This is a genomic window from Streptomyces sp. NPDC126497, from assembly GCF_040302425.1.
Lineage (GTDB): Bacteria > Actinomycetota > Actinomycetes > Streptomycetales > Streptomycetaceae > Streptomyces.
Genome location: NZ_JBEORT010000003.1, coordinates 45,087 through 59,826, shown reverse-complemented (window position 1 = coordinate 59,826; position 14,740 = coordinate 45,087). Strand labels below are relative to the sequence as shown.

Annotated in this window: 18 protein-coding genes; 10 read left to right on the top strand and 8 right to left on the bottom strand. The window is 73.3% G+C overall.

All coding sequences use genetic code 11. The features are described 5' to 3' along the window. Positions 1 to 55: 55 nt before the first annotated feature. Positions 56 to 826, bottom strand: a complete 771-nt coding sequence (locus ABTY20_RS02670) for a class I SAM-dependent methyltransferase (protein WP_351995192.1) — start codon at positions 824 to 826, stop codon at positions 56 to 58. 100 nt (positions 827 to 926) lie between these two features. Here ABTY20_RS02670 and ABTY20_RS02665 point away from each other — a divergent pair, with 100 nt between their 5' ends. Then, positions 927 to 1,577: a CGNR zinc finger domain-containing protein gene (locus ABTY20_RS02665; protein WP_351995191.1), complete on the top strand. Its 651-nt coding sequence runs from the start codon at positions 927 to 929 to the stop codon at positions 1,575 to 1,577. On the opposite strand, the gene sodX is transcribed toward ABTY20_RS02665, so the two are convergent. Then, positions 1,460 to 1,894: a nickel-type superoxide dismutase maturation protease gene (gene sodX, locus ABTY20_RS02660; protein ID WP_351995190.1), complete on the bottom strand. Its 435-nt coding sequence runs from the start codon at positions 1,892 to 1,894 to the stop codon at positions 1,460 to 1,462. The genes ABTY20_RS02665 and sodX overlap by 118 nt on opposite strands. Positions 1,895 to 2,039: 145 nt before the next feature. Between sodX and sodN the strand changes: the two genes are divergently transcribed. From sodN to ABTY20_RS02645, 3 genes are all read left to right on the top strand, one after another. Next, positions 2,040 to 2,435, top strand: a complete 396-nt coding sequence (gene sodN / locus ABTY20_RS02655) for a superoxide dismutase, Ni (RefSeq protein ID WP_004983535.1) — start codon at positions 2,040 to 2,042, stop codon at positions 2,433 to 2,435. 134 nt (positions 2,436 to 2,569) lie between these two features. Further along, positions 2,570 to 2,992 (top strand): helix-turn-helix domain-containing protein, encoded by a 423-nt coding sequence (locus tag ABTY20_RS02650; RefSeq protein WP_351995189.1) that lies wholly within the window; start codon positions 2,570 to 2,572, stop codon positions 2,990 to 2,992. Positions 2,993 to 3,001: 9 nt separating this feature from the next. Beyond that, positions 3,002 to 3,430 carry a VOC family protein gene (locus ABTY20_RS02645; protein ID WP_351995188.1) on the top strand — a complete coding sequence of 143 codons (429 nt, stop codon included), beginning with the start codon at positions 3,002 to 3,004 and terminating at the stop codon, positions 3,428 to 3,430. 490 nt (positions 3,431 to 3,920) lie between these two features. Here the strand turns inward: ABTY20_RS02645 and ABTY20_RS02635 are convergent, their stop codons facing one another. The 4 genes from ABTY20_RS02635 to ABTY20_RS02620 form a co-directional block, all read right to left on the bottom strand. Further along, positions 3,921 to 4,460, bottom strand: coding sequence for a hypothetical protein (locus ABTY20_RS02635; RefSeq protein ID WP_351995186.1), 540 nt, complete (start codon positions 4,458 to 4,460; stop codon positions 3,921 to 3,923). A 165-nt stretch (positions 4,461 to 4,625) separates the two neighbouring features. Continuing rightward, positions 4,626 to 5,240, bottom strand: a complete 615-nt coding sequence (locus tag ABTY20_RS02630; RefSeq protein WP_351995185.1) for a GNAT family N-acetyltransferase — start codon at positions 5,238 to 5,240, stop codon at positions 4,626 to 4,628. A gap of 187 nt (positions 5,241 to 5,427) precedes the next feature. Then, positions 5,428 to 6,540 (bottom strand): family 2 encapsulin nanocompartment cargo protein polyprenyl transferase, encoded by a 1,113-nt coding sequence (locus ABTY20_RS02625; protein WP_502991726.1) that lies wholly within the window; start codon positions 6,538 to 6,540, stop codon positions 5,428 to 5,430. Between the two features lie 133 nt (positions 6,541 to 6,673). Then, positions 6,674 to 8,080 (bottom strand): family 2B encapsulin nanocompartment shell protein, encoded by a 1,407-nt coding sequence (locus ABTY20_RS02620; RefSeq protein WP_351995184.1) that lies wholly within the window; start codon positions 8,078 to 8,080, stop codon positions 6,674 to 6,676. Positions 8,081 to 8,373: 293 nt separating this feature from the next. Here ABTY20_RS02620 and ABTY20_RS02615 point away from each other — a divergent pair, with 293 nt between their 5' ends. The 3 genes from ABTY20_RS02615 to ABTY20_RS02605 all read left to right on the top strand — a co-directional run bounded on the left by ABTY20_RS02615 (position 8,374) and on the right by ABTY20_RS02605 (position 10,461). Further along, complete coding sequence (locus ABTY20_RS02615) at positions 8,374 to 8,964, top strand: N-acetylmuramoyl-L-alanine amidase (RefSeq protein WP_351995183.1); 591 nt, start codon at positions 8,374 to 8,376, stop codon at positions 8,962 to 8,964. A 133-nt stretch (positions 8,965 to 9,097) separates the two neighbouring features. After that, positions 9,098 to 9,535 (top strand): DUF6010 family protein, encoded by a 438-nt coding sequence (locus tag ABTY20_RS02610; protein ID WP_351995182.1) that lies wholly within the window; start codon positions 9,098 to 9,100, stop codon positions 9,533 to 9,535. Further along, positions 9,532 to 10,461, top strand: a complete 930-nt coding sequence (locus ABTY20_RS02605) for a 1-aminocyclopropane-1-carboxylate deaminase/D-cysteine desulfhydrase (RefSeq protein WP_351995181.1) — start codon at positions 9,532 to 9,534, stop codon at positions 10,459 to 10,461. Before ABTY20_RS02610 ends, ABTY20_RS02605 begins: the two co-directional genes overlap by 4 nt. 12 nt (positions 10,462 to 10,473) lie before the next feature. Here ABTY20_RS02605 and ABTY20_RS02600 read toward each other — a convergent pair whose 3' ends face one another. Continuing rightward, entirely contained in the window at positions 10,474 to 12,066 is a 1,593-nt protein-coding gene (locus ABTY20_RS02600) for a Na+/H+ antiporter (RefSeq protein WP_351995180.1), read from the bottom strand. Between the two features lie 60 nt (positions 12,067 to 12,126). On the opposite strand from ABTY20_RS02600, the gene ABTY20_RS02595 reads away from it, so the two are divergent. The 3 genes from ABTY20_RS02595 (at position 12,127) to ABTY20_RS02585 (ending at position 14,216) form a co-directional block, all read left to right on the top strand. Further along, on the top strand, positions 12,127 to 12,387 hold the full coding sequence (locus ABTY20_RS02595; protein WP_351995179.1) for a UBP-type zinc finger domain-containing protein: 261 nt from the start codon (positions 12,127 to 12,129) through the stop codon (positions 12,385 to 12,387). Between the two features lie 258 nt (positions 12,388 to 12,645). Next, the gene (locus ABTY20_RS02590) at positions 12,646 to 13,059 is read left to right on the top strand and encodes an ATP-binding protein (RefSeq protein WP_351995178.1); all 414 of its coding nucleotides are present in this window, start codon (positions 12,646 to 12,648) and stop codon (positions 13,057 to 13,059) included. A 17-nt stretch (positions 13,060 to 13,076) separates the two neighbouring features. Beyond that, entirely contained in the window at positions 13,077 to 14,216 is a 1,140-nt protein-coding gene (locus ABTY20_RS02585) for an RNA polymerase sigma factor SigF (protein ID WP_351995177.1), read from the top strand. A gap of 18 nt (positions 14,217 to 14,234) precedes the next feature. Here ABTY20_RS02585 and ABTY20_RS02580 read toward each other — a convergent pair whose 3' ends face one another. Next, a complete protein-coding gene (locus ABTY20_RS02580) occupies positions 14,235 to 14,672 on the bottom strand; it encodes a hypothetical protein (RefSeq protein WP_351995176.1) in 438 nt (145 codons plus the stop codon). Positions 14,673 to 14,740 lie beyond the last annotated feature (68 nt).

The following is a 14,740-nucleotide window of genomic DNA, read 5'->3' as shown; positions in this document are numbered from 1 at the left end:
CGGTACGGCCGGTCCGTACCGCCCCTTCGCGTTTGCCTCCGGCTGCTTCGGCCGGCTACTTCAGCGCCAGCAGCAGGGCGTCCGACGGCGAGCACCACACCGGCCGTGCCTCGCCGAACCCCTTCTCGCGCAGCACGCGCGCGTGCCAGGCGGCCGACGGCGTGTCACCGTCGGCGTGCTCGCCGTAGATCTCGAAGCGGCGGGCCGTCGGCTCCGCGAGGACGGGGTCCGCGGCGGCGAGCCGCCACCACTCGGACCAGTCGAGGGCCCCCTGCGACTTGGCCCGGTCCATGCGGGCGTGGCGCAGGGCGCGTTCGGCCGCGTTGATCCGGGGCGTGGTGTCGTCGATCATGTGGTCCGCGTTCATGAAGACACCGCCGTCGCGCACGAGACCCGCGATGTGTCCGTAGAGGTCCGCGAGGGGGTCCCGGTGCAGCCAGTGGAGGGCGGTCGCGGTCAGCACCGCGTCGTAGGAGTCGTACGGCAGTGCCGCCGGCCACGCGGGGTCCTTGAGGTCGGCCGTCACGAAGGAGACCCGCCCGTCCTCCGCGAAGGTGCCCTCGGCGATGGCGAGCAGCGCCGGGTCCAGGTCGACGCCGGTGGCGGTGGCGTCCGGGAACCGGTCGAGCAGCCGGGCGGTGATGCTGCCCGTGCCGCAGGCGAGGTCCAGCACGCGCGGGGCGGTGCCGACGCAGGCCTCCACCATGTCGAGCATGACCCGGAAGCGTTCCTCGCGGTCCGGCATGTACCACTCCTGCTGCCGGTCCCAGCTCTCCTGCCAGGCCTGCCAGTCGGCGGCGGCCGTGGTGGTGTCCGCGTCCGTCATCGAGCCCCTCCCTCGTTCACGTCACGTAATACCCTTGCAGCACGATCGTCCATTACAAGACCGTGCTCCCGACGATAGAGCCCCTGCGTAAGGACTACAAGTGGAACTGGCCTATTACTCGGATTACGCCGTGCGTCTCGTCAACACCGAGGAACCGGTCCGGGGGAAGGACACGCTGACCTCGGTCGAGGCCGTCCGCGACTTGTTCGGCGCCAACCAGTCGGCCGCCCGGCGCGCCGCCGACGCCGATGTGACGCGGTTCCGTTCGGTGCGCGCCAGGCTCCGCTCGGTCTTCGAGGCGGCCGACGGCGGCGACGAGACCCTCGCCGTCGACCTGCTGAACTCGCTGCTGCTGGAGTTCCCGGTCAGCCCGCAGATCTCCGGCCACGACTTCCGCGACGACGACGGCCGCCCGCTGTGGCACATGCACCTGGCCGACCACCCGTCCAACGCCACCGCCGGCTACGCCGCCATCGCCGCGATGGGCCTGGCCTTCCACCTCACCGAGTACGGCGTGGACCGCCTCGGTCTGTGCGAGGCGTCGCCCTGCCGCAACGCCTACCTGGACACCTCCACCAACCGCTCCCGCCGCTACTGCTCCGACCGCTGCGCCACCCGCGCCAACGTGGCCGCCTACCGCGCCCGCAAACGCCTGGAGGCCGACCGGCCGGAGAGCACGGGCCGCGCCGAGGACAGCGCCCAGCCCACCACGGCCAGCGGCGAACGCCGCCCGGAGCCGCGCGGCCGGTAGCGGAACCGGACCCGGCCGAGCACCAGCTCGTCGGGGACGACCCCGTAGTCGGTGCTGTCGCCGCCCGCGTACGCGTTGTCCCCGAGCACCCACCAGCCGCCGTCGCGCCGCTCGGCGGCCCGCTTGACGACGAGCAGGTCCTGCTGGAAGGGATGCCGCAGCACGATCACGTCCCCGCGTCTGACCCGGGCGCCGTAGTGCACCAGGAGCCGGTCCCCGTGGTGCAGCGTGGGCACCATGGACGGCCCGGTCACCTCGGCCACCCCGAAGGGCAGCGGCGCCCCCGCCCGCTCGGCGTCCTGCGACGACTCCGGCATCACCCGGCACCTCCCCGGTTCTTCCTCCACCAGTCCCAGTGTCACCCGGGACTTTTGCCCTAAGCCCGCGGGGGCACCCGCGAAAAGCCGTCCGCCACGGAGTAATGTCCAGTGTGAGAAGACGATCACGAGGAAGGAACGCTCCATGCTTTCCCGCCTGTTTGCCCCCAAGGTCAAGGTCAGCGCCCACTGCGACCTGCCCTGCGGCGTGTACGACCCGGCTCAGGCCCGCATCGAGGCGGAGTCGGTGAAGGCCGTCCAGGAGAAGATGGCCGGCAACGACGACCCGCACTTCCAGGCCCGTGCCACGGTCATCAAGGAGCAGCGCGCCGAGCTGGCGAAGCACCACGTCTCCGTGCTGTGGAGCGACTACTTCAAGCCCCCGCACTTCGAGAAGTACCCGGAGCTGCACCAGCTGGTCAACGACACCCTGAAGGCCCTCTCGGCCGCCAAGGCGTCGACGGACCCGGCGACGGGCCAGAAGGCCCTGGACTACATCGCCCAGATCGACAAGATCTTCTGGGAGACCAAGAAGGCCTGACCCGGCCTCCTTCCGTGACGGCGATCGGTGCACCATCGCGGTTCGCGGGTGTGCCGAAGGGCCCCGCCGCTCCGTGCGGCGGGGCCCTTCGGTGTTTCCGTGACCGGTCACGCGGGGCGTGGAATGCTGGGCGGATGGAACTGGAGGATCTGGTGCGGCTGCGGCGGGCCCGGGACCGGATGGACCGGGAGTACGCCGAACCGCTCGACGTCGCGGAGCTGGCGCGGACCGCGCTGATGTCGTCCGGCCACTTCCAGCGCAGCTTCCGCGCGGCGTACGGGCAGACGCCGTACGCCTATCTCATGACCCGGCGCATCGAGCGCGCCAAGGCGCTGCTGCGGCGGGGCGACCTGTCGGTGACGGAGGTGTGCCTCGCGGTCGGCTGCACCTCGCTCGGCTCGTTCAGCTCCCGGTTCACCGAGCTGGTCGGGGAGACGCCGAGCGCGTACCGTGCCCGGTCGCACGAGGAGGGCGCGGCCATTCCGCCGTGCGTGGCCCGGATGTACACCCGGCCGGTCCGGGGGCGGGCGCGGGTCGGTCCGGACGAGACCTTCTAACGTGGGCGCATGGACACAGGAAACGACGTACGGCTCGCCCAGTGCTTCATCGCCGTCGACGACCACGACAAGGCACTGGCCTTCTACCGTGACGTACTGGGCCTCGAGGTCCGCAACGACGTGGGGTTCGAGGGGATGCGCTGGGTGACGGTCGCCTCCCCGGAGCAGCCGGACGTGGAGATCGTGCTGGAGCCGCCCGCCGCGAACCCGGACGCCTCCCCCGGTGACAAGCAGGCGATGGCCGAGCTGCTGGCCAAGGGCATGCTGCGCGGGGTCAACTTCACCACCACCGACTGCGACGCCCTCTTCGAGCGTGTCCGCGCCGCCGGTGCGGACGTGCTCCAGGAGCCGGTGGACCAGCCGTACGGGGTGCGCGACTGCGCGTTCCGTGACCCGGCGGGCAACATGCTGCGCTTCGTGGAACGCCCCCGGCGGTGAGCGTCCGCCGGACGCACGCCCCCCGGCGGGCCGGGCCGGGCGGCGGCAGCGGGCCGTCGCCCGGCCGGGTCCGCCGGGGCCCCGCGCCCGTGCCGTGAGGCTAGCGCTGTGTGGAGGTCCTGCTCACGGCGTCCTTCCGTTCCGGTCCCGGCTCGGCGCCACCGGGCGGTCCGGCGGCCTCACGGGAGCCGGACTCCCGGCACTGCGGGTTGCGGCACGGACCGTGCGCCCACATCGGGACCCACGCGCCCAGCGTCTTGTGACGCCGGACCACCCTCTCCACTGGCTGTCCGCAGGCGGGACAGACCGGTCGTTCGCTGTCCATGCCCTCAGGGTAGGTCCGGAGCGGCCTCAGCGCTTCCCGCCGTAGGTCCGCACCGGCACGCTGTTGCCGAACGGGCGCACCGGCTCCAGCGCGGGGCCCTGCGGCGGGCCCTTCCGGACCGCGGACCGGACGGGGTCGTGCGTCCTCCGCGGTTCCGGCCTTCCGTCAGCCCTCCGCGCGGACGGCGGGCGGCACTTCCCGGCCGGCCCCCGGAGGCCACACGACCTCCACGGGGACGCCCCGGGTCCGGGCGTAGGTCACCAGGTGGGCGGTGGCGTCGCGGCCACTGGAGGGGGAACCGTCCCAGACGGCCAGGAGGAGGTCGCCCGAGGCGACGAGCCGTTCGTCCGCGCCGACGCAGGAGTCGCGGTCCACCGGGTCGTAGGCCAGCAGGCGCACCTCGTCGGCGAGGGTCAGCAGCTCACCGGACGCCGTCCGGTGCCGCCGGGGCGGCATGGCGAGCCCCTCGAGGTGCCTGGGGATCACCACGGCCAGTGGGCACCCCGACGCCCGCGCGGCCCGGCCGGACGCCAGGGGCGTTCCCGCGCCGGCCCGCACCACGGTCACGGCCGGGGCGGGGCGCCGCGCCAGCCGGGTCCGCAGCGCGGACTCCACCAGGAGGAGCGTGTCCGGGGTCAGGTCGGCGTGCCCCACCACCGTGATGTTCCCGCCCGTCGTGCCGTCGTCGTCCGCCGTCGTCGTCATCCCGTCCCCACCGGCCTCGTCGTCCGGCGCCCGCCGGATCCCCCGGTACGGTCGGCGGGCGCCACCCGCGGGCCAGTGAAGTCCGGGCGCACGCCGACGGCCAGGGCCGAACGTCCCTTTCCGGGTCCCTGACCCGACGGCGGCCCGTCGCTCCCGGCCGGTCCGTCAGCCGGCCGTGCGGGGCTCGCGCCACATGGGCCACATGGACGGGCCGTCCGGGAGGGCCAGGGGCTCACCGGACGCCTCGAAGCCGAGGCGCCGGTAGAGCAGGGCGCTGCGCTCGCTGCTCGCCTCCAGGTACGCCGCCAGCCCCTCCCGGTCGCAGCGGTCGAGAACGGAGCCGATCAGTGCGGTGCCGAGCCCCTCGCCCTGGCGGTCGGGTGCCACGCCGATCATCCACAGGTACTCGTGGGCCCGTCCCACGGGGTGGATGTCCGCGGTGAGCCGGCCGATCAGCTCCACCCGCTCGTTGTCCGGATCGACGGCCCGACGCATCTGCGCGAACCCGTCGTCGTCCGGCCGCTCTTCGCCGTGCCCGGGATCCTCCGCAGGTACGGACATCCACAGCGCGCACGCCGAGCCGTCCTCGGTGAGGTCGACGCGCCCCTCGGCGAGCACGACGTCGGTGAAGGCGGCCATCAGCCGGTGGTGCGTCGTACGGCGGTACTCGTCGCCGGGGAAGACCCAGCCACTGACCGGGTCGTTCTGGAACGCCTCGTCCAGGAGCCGGACGATCAGCTCCCGGTCCCCTTCCCCAGCTGTCCGGATCGCCACGCCCATGTCCGCCCCTTCGCCTCAACCGTCTTCGCGCGTACGGACGTTGAGCGTAGTGGGGTGCCGAGCAGGGGAGGGCGGGCCCCGCACATCGTGGGGAAGTGCGGGACCCGCCGGACCGGAGCCACGGTGCCGTGCGGGGTCAGGAGCCGCACGGCACCCCGTGGCTCCGGGGCCGGGGGACGGACGGCCGTCAGGTGCTGCGCCGGGTCACGAACTCGGCCAGGGCCAGCAACCCGCCCGCCGCCTCCGGGTCGGGCACCGCGCGGGCCACCTCCTGCATCGCCCGGGCCATCCGGTCGGCCGCCTGGACCTGCGCCCAGTCCCGGCCGCCCGCCCGTTCCACGGCCAGGGCGACGAGGTCCAGGTCGTCCTCCTTCTGATGCGGGATCGCATACAGGTCCGCGAGTTCCGCGGCCTCCGGGGTGCCGGAGGTGAGCGCGGCGACCACCGGCAGCGACTTCTTGCGGGCGGCCAGGTCCGCGCCGGCCGGTTTGCCGGTGCGGCAGGGATCGCCCCATATGCCGATCACGTCGTCGATGAGCTGGAACGCCAGTCCGGCCTCCCGGCCGAACACGTCCAGCGCCGCCACGTCCGCGTCCCCGGCGTCCGCGTACAGCGCCCCGATCGCGCAGGCGCAGCCGAGCAGCGCACCGGTCTTGGCCTCGGCCATGGCGAGCGTCTCGGCGAGGGTGACCTCGCCGGGCCCCCGCTGCTCCATGGCCGTGTCCACGTGCTGTCCCGCGCACAGCTCGACCACGCAGTCCGCGAGCCGGGCCGCCGCCGCGGAAGCCGCCGGATGGGGGTCCTCGGCGAGCAGCCGCAGGGCGAGCGCCTGGAGGGCGTCCCCGGCGAGGATCGCGTCGGCGTCCCCGAACACCGTCCAGGCGGTGGGCCGGTGGCGGCGGGTGGCGTCCCGGTCCATCACGTCGTCGTGCAGCAACGTGAAGTTGTGGACCAGTTCCACGGCGGCCGCGGCCCGTACGGCGGCCGCCCGGGCCGCGGGCCCGCCCAGGGCGGAGGCCGCGGTGAGCACCAGGGCGGGGCGGATCGCCTTGCCCGAGCCGACCCCGGCGGGGGCGCCCTCCGCCTGTTCCCAGCCGAAGTGGTGGAACGCGACACGGCGCATCGGGCCGGGCAGCGAGCCGACGGCGGCCCGTAGCACCGGATCGACCTCGGCCCGTGCCCGCTCCAGCAGCATCGTCGCCTCGTGCCCGTCGCCGGGCCGCTGCTCCGGCACCGCCGGTGTCCCGGTCGTGCCCTGCGCCGCAAGCCCCGTCTTCGGCTCCGTGATGGAATCCGTCATCGACTTCCCCCTGGGACCGGTTCGGTGAAGGAGCGGAGGGACGGCGCTTGCGCACCCGCCGAGCGCGTACCTCCGAGGTGTACCCGCCCGGACGGGCGGGGACACGGCGTGCGGCGCGGGAGCCGGCGGCAGGTCACCGCCAGCGGCCGATCTCGACGTTCTCCAGGACGCCGAGCGCGTCCGGTACCAGGACCGCGGCCGAGTAGTAGGCCGTGACCAGGTACTTGATGATGGCCTGTTCGTTGATGCCCATGAACCGCACGGACAGGCTCGGCTCGATCTCGTCGGGGATGCCGGTGGCCCGCAGCCCGATGACGCCCTGCTCCTCCTCCCCGGTGCGCAGCGCGATGATGGAGGTCGTGCGGGCCTCGGTCACCGGGATCTTGTTGCACGGGTAGAGGGGCACCCCCCGCCAGGTGGGGATGCGGTTGCCGCCCATGTCGATGGTCTCCGGGACGAGTCCCCGCTTGTTGAGCTCGCGGCCGAACGCGGCGATCGCGCGCGGGTGGGCGAGCAGCAGCCTGGTGCCGCGCCGCCTGCTGAGCAGTTCGTCCATGTCGTCGGGGCTCGGCACGCCGTCGTGCGGCTGGATCCGCTGGTCGTACTCGCAGTTGTGGAGCAGGCCGAAGTCGCGGTTGTTGACGAGTTCGTGCTCCTGGCGTTCCTTCAGCGCCTCGACGGTCAGCCGGATCTGCTGTTCCGTCTGGTTCATGGGCTGGTTGTAGAGGTCGGCCACGCGGGTGTGGATGCGCAGCACGGTCTGGGCGACGCTGAGTTCGTACTCGCGTGGCCTGGCCTCGTAGTCGACGAAGGTGTGCGGGATGTCCGGCTCACCGCTGTGGCCGGCCGCGAGGTCGATCTCCTTCTCCCCGTACCTGTTGGTGCGCTGGCCGGGGACCGTGAGCCGTCGGCGGAGGTGGTCGCGCAGGGTGTCCGCCCGCTCGGCGACCTGCTCGACGGCCTCGCGCGGCAGCACGAGCACGGTGCAGGCGGTGAGGGTGCGGGCGGTGTACTCCCAGATGGCGTCCCCGCCCAGCAGCGCCTGGTCACCGAAGTAGGCGCCGTCGGCGAGGACTCCGAGGGACTCGTCCTCGCCGTAGGGGCCGGTGCCGACCCGCTCCACCCTGCCGTGCGCCAGCAGGTACACCTCGTCGGCCGGGCTGCCGAAGGAGGCGATGACCTGGCCGGCTTCGATCTCCCGCTGCCGGCAGCGGGCGGCCAGTTCGGCCAGCACCTCGTCGTCCTCGTAGCCCCGCAGCACCGGAAGCTCGCCGAGCTCCGCGGGAATGACCTCGACGCGGTCGCCGGTCTTCACGAACGTCATCCGGCCGTCACCCACGGCGTAGGTCAGCCGCCGGTTGACACGGTATGCACCACCCCGCACGTCGACCCAGGGCAGCATACGCAGCAGCCAGCGCGAGCTGATCTCTTGCATCTGCGGTACGGATTTGGTCGTGGTGGCCAGGTTCCGCGCGGCCGCCGTACCGAGGCTCTGCTGCTGCCCGGCCTGCCCCGTGTGGACCTCTTCGCCTACCGACATAGAGAATTGCCCTCCCCGATGGTGATCCCCACCCGGCCGCGCCGGGTGCGGCATTGCGTGATCAAGCCTCCCTCACTCAGGGTGCCCGCACCATTACCCGATCGAGCGGGATTGGATCTTGGGCGGGCTGGGCACACTGGGGCGCCCGTTCGGCGGCGCCGGACCGGAAGGGAGTTGTCCGGATCGACTCGCACAGCCGGCGAACGAGTAGTTGAACTCGCTCCTTTTCGGTATAGGCCCGGTAGCAGGCGGCTGCGGACGGCGGCCGCCGCCCGGCACTAAGGAGGGCGGTCATGGCCCCACCCATGTCCGCGAGCGCGTTCCTGCGCGCCCTGAAGGCGGAGGGCCTCACGGTCGTCGAGGTCGGCGACTGGCGCAAGCACAACCGCAACCACAAGGGCCCCTGGGGCCCGGTCCACGGCGTGATGATCCACCACACGGTGACCAAGGGCAGCGCCCGCACGGTCGACCTCTGCCGCAAGGGTTACGAGGGTCTGCCCGGCCCCCTGTGCCACGGCGTCATCACCAAGGACGGCCGGGTCCACCTCGTCGGCTACGGCAGGGCCAACCACGCGGGGCTCGGCGACGACGACGTGCTCCGCGCGGTGATCGCCGAACGGGCGCTGCCGAAGGACAACGAGGCGAACACCGACGGCAACCGTCACTTCTACGGCTTCGAGTGCGAGAACCTGGGCGACGGCGAGGACCCCTGGCCGGCCGCCCAGCTGGAGGCCGTCGAGAGGGCCGCGGCCGCCGTCTGCCGCCACCACGGCTGGAACGAGCGGTCGGTGATCGGGCACAAGGAGTGGCAGCCGGGGAAGGTGGACCCGCGCGGGTTCACGATGGGCTCGATGCGGAAACGGATCGGCGACCGGCTGAGGTGACGCGCGGGCGCGACGGCGCGCGGTCCGCCTGGCGACAACCCGTCGGAACCTGTCGCCCGCTCCCCTGGGGCCCGGAGCGGCCCGCTCCTAGCGTGGTGAGCCGTCCCTGACGGTCCCAGGAGAAGGCCTCGCCATGCAGTACGTCGCCCCCGTCGGCATCGGTGTCCTCTACGCCCTGCTGATGTCCCTCGTCCGCGAACCGCACCGGCGGCGCCTGAACGCCCTCATGGTCGCCGGTGCGGGCGCCGCCTACCTCAGCGGCGGCGCGCTGGGCGGCTGGGAGTTCGCCTTCACGGCGCTGGTCACCTACGTGGCGTTCCGCGGCCTGGACTCCTGGACGTTCATCGGCGTCGGCTGGCTGCTGCACACCGCGTGGGACGTCGTCCACCACCTCAAGGGCGGCCCCATCGTCCCGTTCGCCCCCACCTCGTCCCTGGGCTGCGCGATCTGCGACCCGGTGATCGCGCTGTGGTGCCTGTGGGGCGGTCCCTCCCCGGTCGACGTGTTCCGCCGCCCGGGCGGCGACCGCCGCAGGGGCCGCACGGAGCCGCGGGCGACAATGTCCCGGTGACCGGCTCCGACACCCCCGACACCCCCGACCCCCGCGACGCCCTCGCCGGCCTGCGCCCACGGCTGCCCTCGCCGCTGCGGGAGGTCGTGGACGGGCGGTTCGGGCGGCGCGGGGTGCGGCTGCTGCTGAAGCGGGACGATCTGATCCATCCGGAGCTGGTCGGCAACAAGTGGCGCAAGCTCGCCCCCAACCTCGACGAGGCGGCCGGACGGACCGTGCTCACCTTCGGCGGCGCGTACTCCAACCACCTGCGGGCCACGGCCGCCGCCGGCCGGCTGCTCGGCCTGCGCACCGTCGGCGTGGTGCGCGGACAGGAACTCGCCGGCCGCCCGCTCAATCCCTCGCTGGCCCGGTGCGCGGCCGACGGCATGCGGCTGCACTTCGTCGACCGGTCGACGTACCGCCGCAAGGCCGAGCCGGGGACCCTGGCGGCCGTGCTCCGCGCGGCGGACGCCGAGGGCGCGTACGTCGTGCCCGAGGGCGGCAGCAACCCCGCCGCCGTGCGCGGCTGCCGGACGCTCGGGGAGGAGCTGGCCGGCCGGGCGGACGTGGCGGCGGTGGCCTGCGGCACCGGCGGCACGCTGGCCGGGCTGGCCGCCGGGCTCGGCGGCGGGACGCGCGCGCTGGGCGTCCCCGTGCTCAGAGGAGGCTTCCTGGCCGATGACGTACGGGCCCTGCAGCGCGAGGCGTTCGGCGGCCCGCGCGGCGACTGGAGCCTCGACGACCGCTTCCACTTCGGCGGTTACGCCCGCGTCACCCCGGAACTCGAGGCGTTCGCCGAGGACTTCGAGCAGCGTCACGGCGTCCCGGTCGAACGTCTCTATGTCGCCAAACTGCTTTACGCCCTTGTCGTCCTGGCGGAGGAGAACGCGTTCCCGCGCGGGAGCACGGTCGCCGCGGTGGTCACCGGCCGGCCCTTCCCGTGAACGGCGCCCCCCTCACGCCGTCTCCCGGTACGCCGCCGCCTCCTCCAGGTCCAGTCGGCGCAGCAGCGTGCGCAGCATCTCGTCGTCGATGTGGCGGCCGTCGCGCAGCCGGACGAACACCTCGCGTTCCGCGCTGATCATCTCCCGCGACAGCCGCCGGTAGGTGTCGTCCACCGACTCCCCGGTGACCGGGTTGACCTGCCCGAGCCGTTCCCACACGGCGTTGCGGCGGCGCTCCAGCACGGTGCGCAGGCGTTCGGCGAGCGGTGCGGGCAGGGTGTTGCGCTCGTCGGCCAGGAGTTCGTCCAGGCGCTGCTCGGCGACCCGGGAGGCCTGCGCCTGGGCGTTGGCCTCGGCCAGGGTCTCGGCCCGTGCGTCACGCCCGGGGAGCTTCAGCACCCGGATCAGCGGGGGCAGCGTCAGCCCCTGCACGACCAGGGTGCCGATGACGGTGGTGAAGGTCAGGAAGAGCAGCAGGTTGCGCTGCGGGAAGTCCTCGCCCTCGGCGGTGACCGGGATCGAGAAGGCGATGGCCAGCGAGACCACGCCCCGCATCCCGGCCCAGGCGATGACGAACGGCGCCTTCCAGCCGGGCCTCCCCTCCCGTTCCCTGATCCGCGCCGACAGCAGCGGCGGCAGCCAGGTCGCCGGGTACACCCAGAGGAACCGGACGACGACCACCACCGCGAAGACGACGACCGCGTACCGGGCGGCCTCGGTGCCCTCGTACGCGCCGAGCCCCCTCAGGACGACGGGCAGCTGCAGTCCGATCAGCGCGAACACCGCGGACTCCAGGACGAACGCGACCATCTTCCACACCGCGTCCTCCTGGAGACGGGTGGCGAAGTCGACCTCCCACGCGCGGTGCCCCAGGTAGAGGGCGACGACCACCACGGCGATGACGCCGGAGGCGCGCACCTGCTCGGCGGCGGCGTACGCGGCGAACGGGATCAGCAGGGAGAGCGTGTTCTGCAGCAGCGCCTCCTTCACGTGGATGCGCAGCCAGTGCAGCGGCGCCATCAGCACCAGGCCGACGGCCAGCCCGCCGACCGCCGCGAGCAGGAACTCCCCGACTCCCCCGGCCCAGGTCGCGCCCTCGCCGACCGCCGCCGCCAGGGCCACCCGGAAGGCGGTGATCGCGGTGGCGTCGTTCAGCAGGGACTCGCCCTGGAGGACGGTGGTGATCCGGGACGGCAGGCCGACCCTGCGGGCCACCGCCGTCGCCGCCACCGCGTCCGGCGGGGCCACCACGGCGCCGAACACCAGCGCCGCGGTCAGCGGCAGGCCCGGCACGATCAGGTACAGGACCCAGCCGACGGCGAACGTCGCGAACAGCACGTACCCCACCGACAGCAGTGCCACCGGTCGCAGTTGCGCCCGCAGGTCGAGGTAGGAGCTGTCGGTGGCCGCGGTGTGCAGCAGCGGGGGCAGGACGAGCGGCAGGACGACGTGCGGGTCGAGCGTGTAGGCGGGCACGCCGGGGAGATAGCTGACCGCCAGCCCGGCGGCGACCAGCAGCAGCGGTGGCGGCACCGGGGTGCGCCGGGCGGCCGCGGCGATCGCGGCGCTGCCCGCCACCAGCAACAGCAGCGGCATCACGTCCATGTCCGGCCCACCCTCGTTTTTCCACGCGCTCGTCCGCGCGGGCGTCGTAACCTGGCAATCATGAAACAGTGCACGCACGTCGACGCGCTGCCGCACCCGGAACCCGTCCCGCTCGGCGAGACGTGTCCGGAGTGCCTGCGGGACGGCACCGATCCGGTGCAGCTGCGCCTCTGCCTCACCTGCGGTCACGTCGGATGCTGCGACTCCTCGCCGAAGCGGCACGCCACGGAGCACCACAGGGAAACCGGCCATCCCGTCATGCGGACCCATGAGCCCGGCGAGGACTGGCGCTGGTGCTTCGTCGACCACGTACTGGTGTGAACCGGCGTGACCCCGGTGCCGGACGGTTCGACCGTCCGGCGTCCGGGTACGTCAATGCGGCGCACGCTCTTCCCATTTGGGGACCGCAGACCCCTAGCCACGGAGCGTGTTCGCAGTTTTACTATGAGTGACAGCACGCGGGCCGGGGTCCCGGGGACAGGACCGGCGAGAGCGCGATAGCGTCACCGCTGAACCACGTAGCGCGTTACCCGGGGGCGAACCAGGCCCTGAAACGCTTGTACCACCTTGGAGGTGAGGGTGTCCCAGATCGCAGGCGAGCCCGCGACCCAGGACTTCGTGGAAGTCCGGCTGCCGGCCGCGGGGGCCTACCTGTCGGTGCTGCGTACGGCCACGGCCGGCCTCGCGGCCCGTTTGGACTTCACCCTCGACGAGATCGAGGACCTGCGCATCGCGGTCGACGAGGCCTGCGCGATCCTGCTTCAGCAGGCCGTGCCGGGTTCGGTGCTCAGCTGTGTCTTCCGGCTCGTCGACGACTCGCTCGAGGTGACCGTCTCGGCGCCGACCACGGACGGTCACGCTCCGTCACGGGACACCTTCGCCTGGACCGTCCTGTCCGCGCTCGCGGGCAAGGTCTCCTCCGCCGTGGACGAGGACAGGACCGTGTCGATCAGCCTCTACAAACAGCGCGGCGCGGGACCCGGGCCGACGTGAGGAACGAGGACGGGCCGGTGCGGGACGAAGAACGCGGCACACGGGAGCTGCCGGCCGAGCGCGTGCCGGACGGCATCGACGGCATCCCCGAGCAGGCCCGGCCGCATCCGGAGGACGACTCCTCGGAGACCGTCCCCCCGGGCGGCGGGCAGTCCGGCGGTGCCGCACGGAGCGCGCCCCCGGCCGGCCCGGCCGGGGCCGCTCCCGGTCAGGGTGGCTCCCCCGCCGGGGCCGGGCCGACGGCGGGGGACGAGTCGAGCGCTCGGGGAAGGGCGACGGGCGGGACGATGAGCGAGCACGAGCGACACGCCGAGGACCAGGCACCGCGTGCGCCCGCCGCCCGGGGCGCGCGGAGCGCCCCCGGCACCGCGGGCACCCAGGACGGGCACGCGCACCAGGGCCCGCAGGACCGCAGCGGAGCGCGCGCCATGTTCCTCGAGCTGCGCGCGCTGCAGGACGGCACCCCCGAGTACGCGGAGCTGCGCAACCGTCTGGTGCGCATGCACCTGCCGCTCGTCGAGCACCTCGCGCGCCGCTTCCGCAACCGCGGTGAGCCGCTGGACGACCTCACCCAGGTCGCCACGATCGGGCTGATCAAGTCGGTCGACCGCTTCGACCCCGACCGGGGCGTGGAGTTCTCGACGTACGCGACGCCGACGGTCGTCGGCGAGATCAAGCGGCACTTCCGCGACAAGGGCTGGGCGGTGCGGGTGCCGCGCCGGCTGCAGGAGCTGCGGCTGGCGCTCACCACGGCCACGGCGGAACTCTCCCAGCTGCACGGGCGCTCCCCCACGGTGCACGAGCTGGCCGAGAAGCTGGCCATCTCCGAGGAGGAGGTCCTGGAGGGCCTGGAGTCGGCGAACGCGTACTCCACGCTGTCCCTGGACGTCCCCGACACCGACGACGAGTCCCCGGCGGTCGCCGACACCCTCGGCGCCGAGGACGAGGCGCTGGAGGGCGTGGAGTACCGGGAGTCGCTCAAGCCGCTGCTGGAGGACCTGCCGCCGCGCGAGAAGCGGATCCTGCTGCTGCGCTTCTTCGGCAACATGACCCAGTCGCAGATCGCCCAGGAGGTCGGCATCTCGCAGATGCACGTCTCCCGGCTGCTGGCCCGCACCCTGGCCCAGCTGCGGGAGAAGCTGCTCGTGGAGGAGTGACCCGGTGCCGCCCGGGCGCTACTTCCCGGCGCTCCCGGGCCCCCGGATGTCGAGGGCCCGGGTCGTCTCGGGGTTGACCAGCAGGACGAGGGCGGTGACGGCCACGACGGCGAGCGCGATCCCGGCGGGGATGGCCACGCTGTCGGAGCGCAGCAGGTTGTAGGCCACCGGCAGCGCGATGATCTGCGTGATGACGGCGGGACCGCGGCTCCAGCCCCGTCGGGCGAACAGCCCCCGCGCGGCGAGCAGCGGGAGCAGCGCGAGCACGATCAGCGTCACCCCGCCGGTGACGGCCTGCCGGCGGTCGTCCGGTTCGCCGGTGACGGCGAGGACCGCCATCCACCCTCCGACGGCCACCATCGCGAGCCCTTCCAGGGCGGCCAGCGCCGCGGCGTACGTCAGACGGCGCGGGCGGGGGCCGGTGGTGTCCGGGGCGGGGGTCTGCTGACTGCTCACCCCTGAAGGGTAGCCCTCGCCGCAGGCCCGACCCGTGTCGAGGCTCACGCCCCCGGCCACCGCTCCCG

Excerpts from the sequence above, each read along its gene's own strand:
- ABTY20_RS02670 (WP_351995192.1), bottom strand. The coding sequence starts at position 826 with ATGACGGACGCGGACACCACCACGGCCGCCGCCGACTGGCAGGCCTGG.
- ABTY20_RS02615 (WP_351995183.1), top strand. The coding sequence starts at position 8,374 with ATGGCCCCACCCATGTCCGCGAGCGCGTTCCTGCGCGCCCTGAAGGCG.
- ABTY20_RS02625 (WP_502991726.1), bottom strand. The coding sequence starts at position 6,540 with ATGACGGATTCCATCACGGAGCCGAAGACGGGGCTTGCGGCGCAGGGC.
- sodX (WP_351995190.1), bottom strand. The coding sequence starts at position 1,894 with ATGCCGGAGTCGTCGCAGGACGCCGAGCGGGCGGGGGCGCCGCTGCCC.
- ABTY20_RS02650 (WP_351995189.1), top strand. The coding sequence starts at position 2,570 with ATGGAACTGGAGGATCTGGTGCGGCTGCGGCGGGCCCGGGACCGGATG.
- ABTY20_RS02635 (WP_351995186.1), bottom strand. The coding sequence starts at position 4,460 with ATGACGACGACGGCGGACGACGACGGCACGACGGGCGGGAACATCACG.
- ABTY20_RS02610 (WP_351995182.1), top strand. The coding sequence starts at position 9,098 with ATGCAGTACGTCGCCCCCGTCGGCATCGGTGTCCTCTACGCCCTGCTG.
- sodN (WP_004983535.1), top strand. The coding sequence starts at position 2,040 with ATGCTTTCCCGCCTGTTTGCCCCCAAGGTCAAGGTCAGCGCCCACTGC.
- ABTY20_RS02645 (WP_351995188.1), top strand. The coding sequence starts at position 3,002 with ATGGACACAGGAAACGACGTACGGCTCGCCCAGTGCTTCATCGCCGTC.
- ABTY20_RS02600 (WP_351995180.1), bottom strand. The coding sequence starts at position 12,066 with ATGGACGTGATGCCGCTGCTGTTGCTGGTGGCGGGCAGCGCCGCGATC.
- ABTY20_RS02620 (WP_351995184.1), bottom strand. The coding sequence starts at position 8,080 with ATGTCGGTAGGCGAAGAGGTCCACACGGGGCAGGCCGGGCAGCAGCAG.
- ABTY20_RS02630 (WP_351995185.1), bottom strand. The coding sequence starts at position 5,240 with ATGGGCGTGGCGATCCGGACAGCTGGGGAAGGGGACCGGGAGCTGATC.
- ABTY20_RS02595 (WP_351995179.1), top strand. The coding sequence starts at position 12,127 with ATGAAACAGTGCACGCACGTCGACGCGCTGCCGCACCCGGAACCCGTC.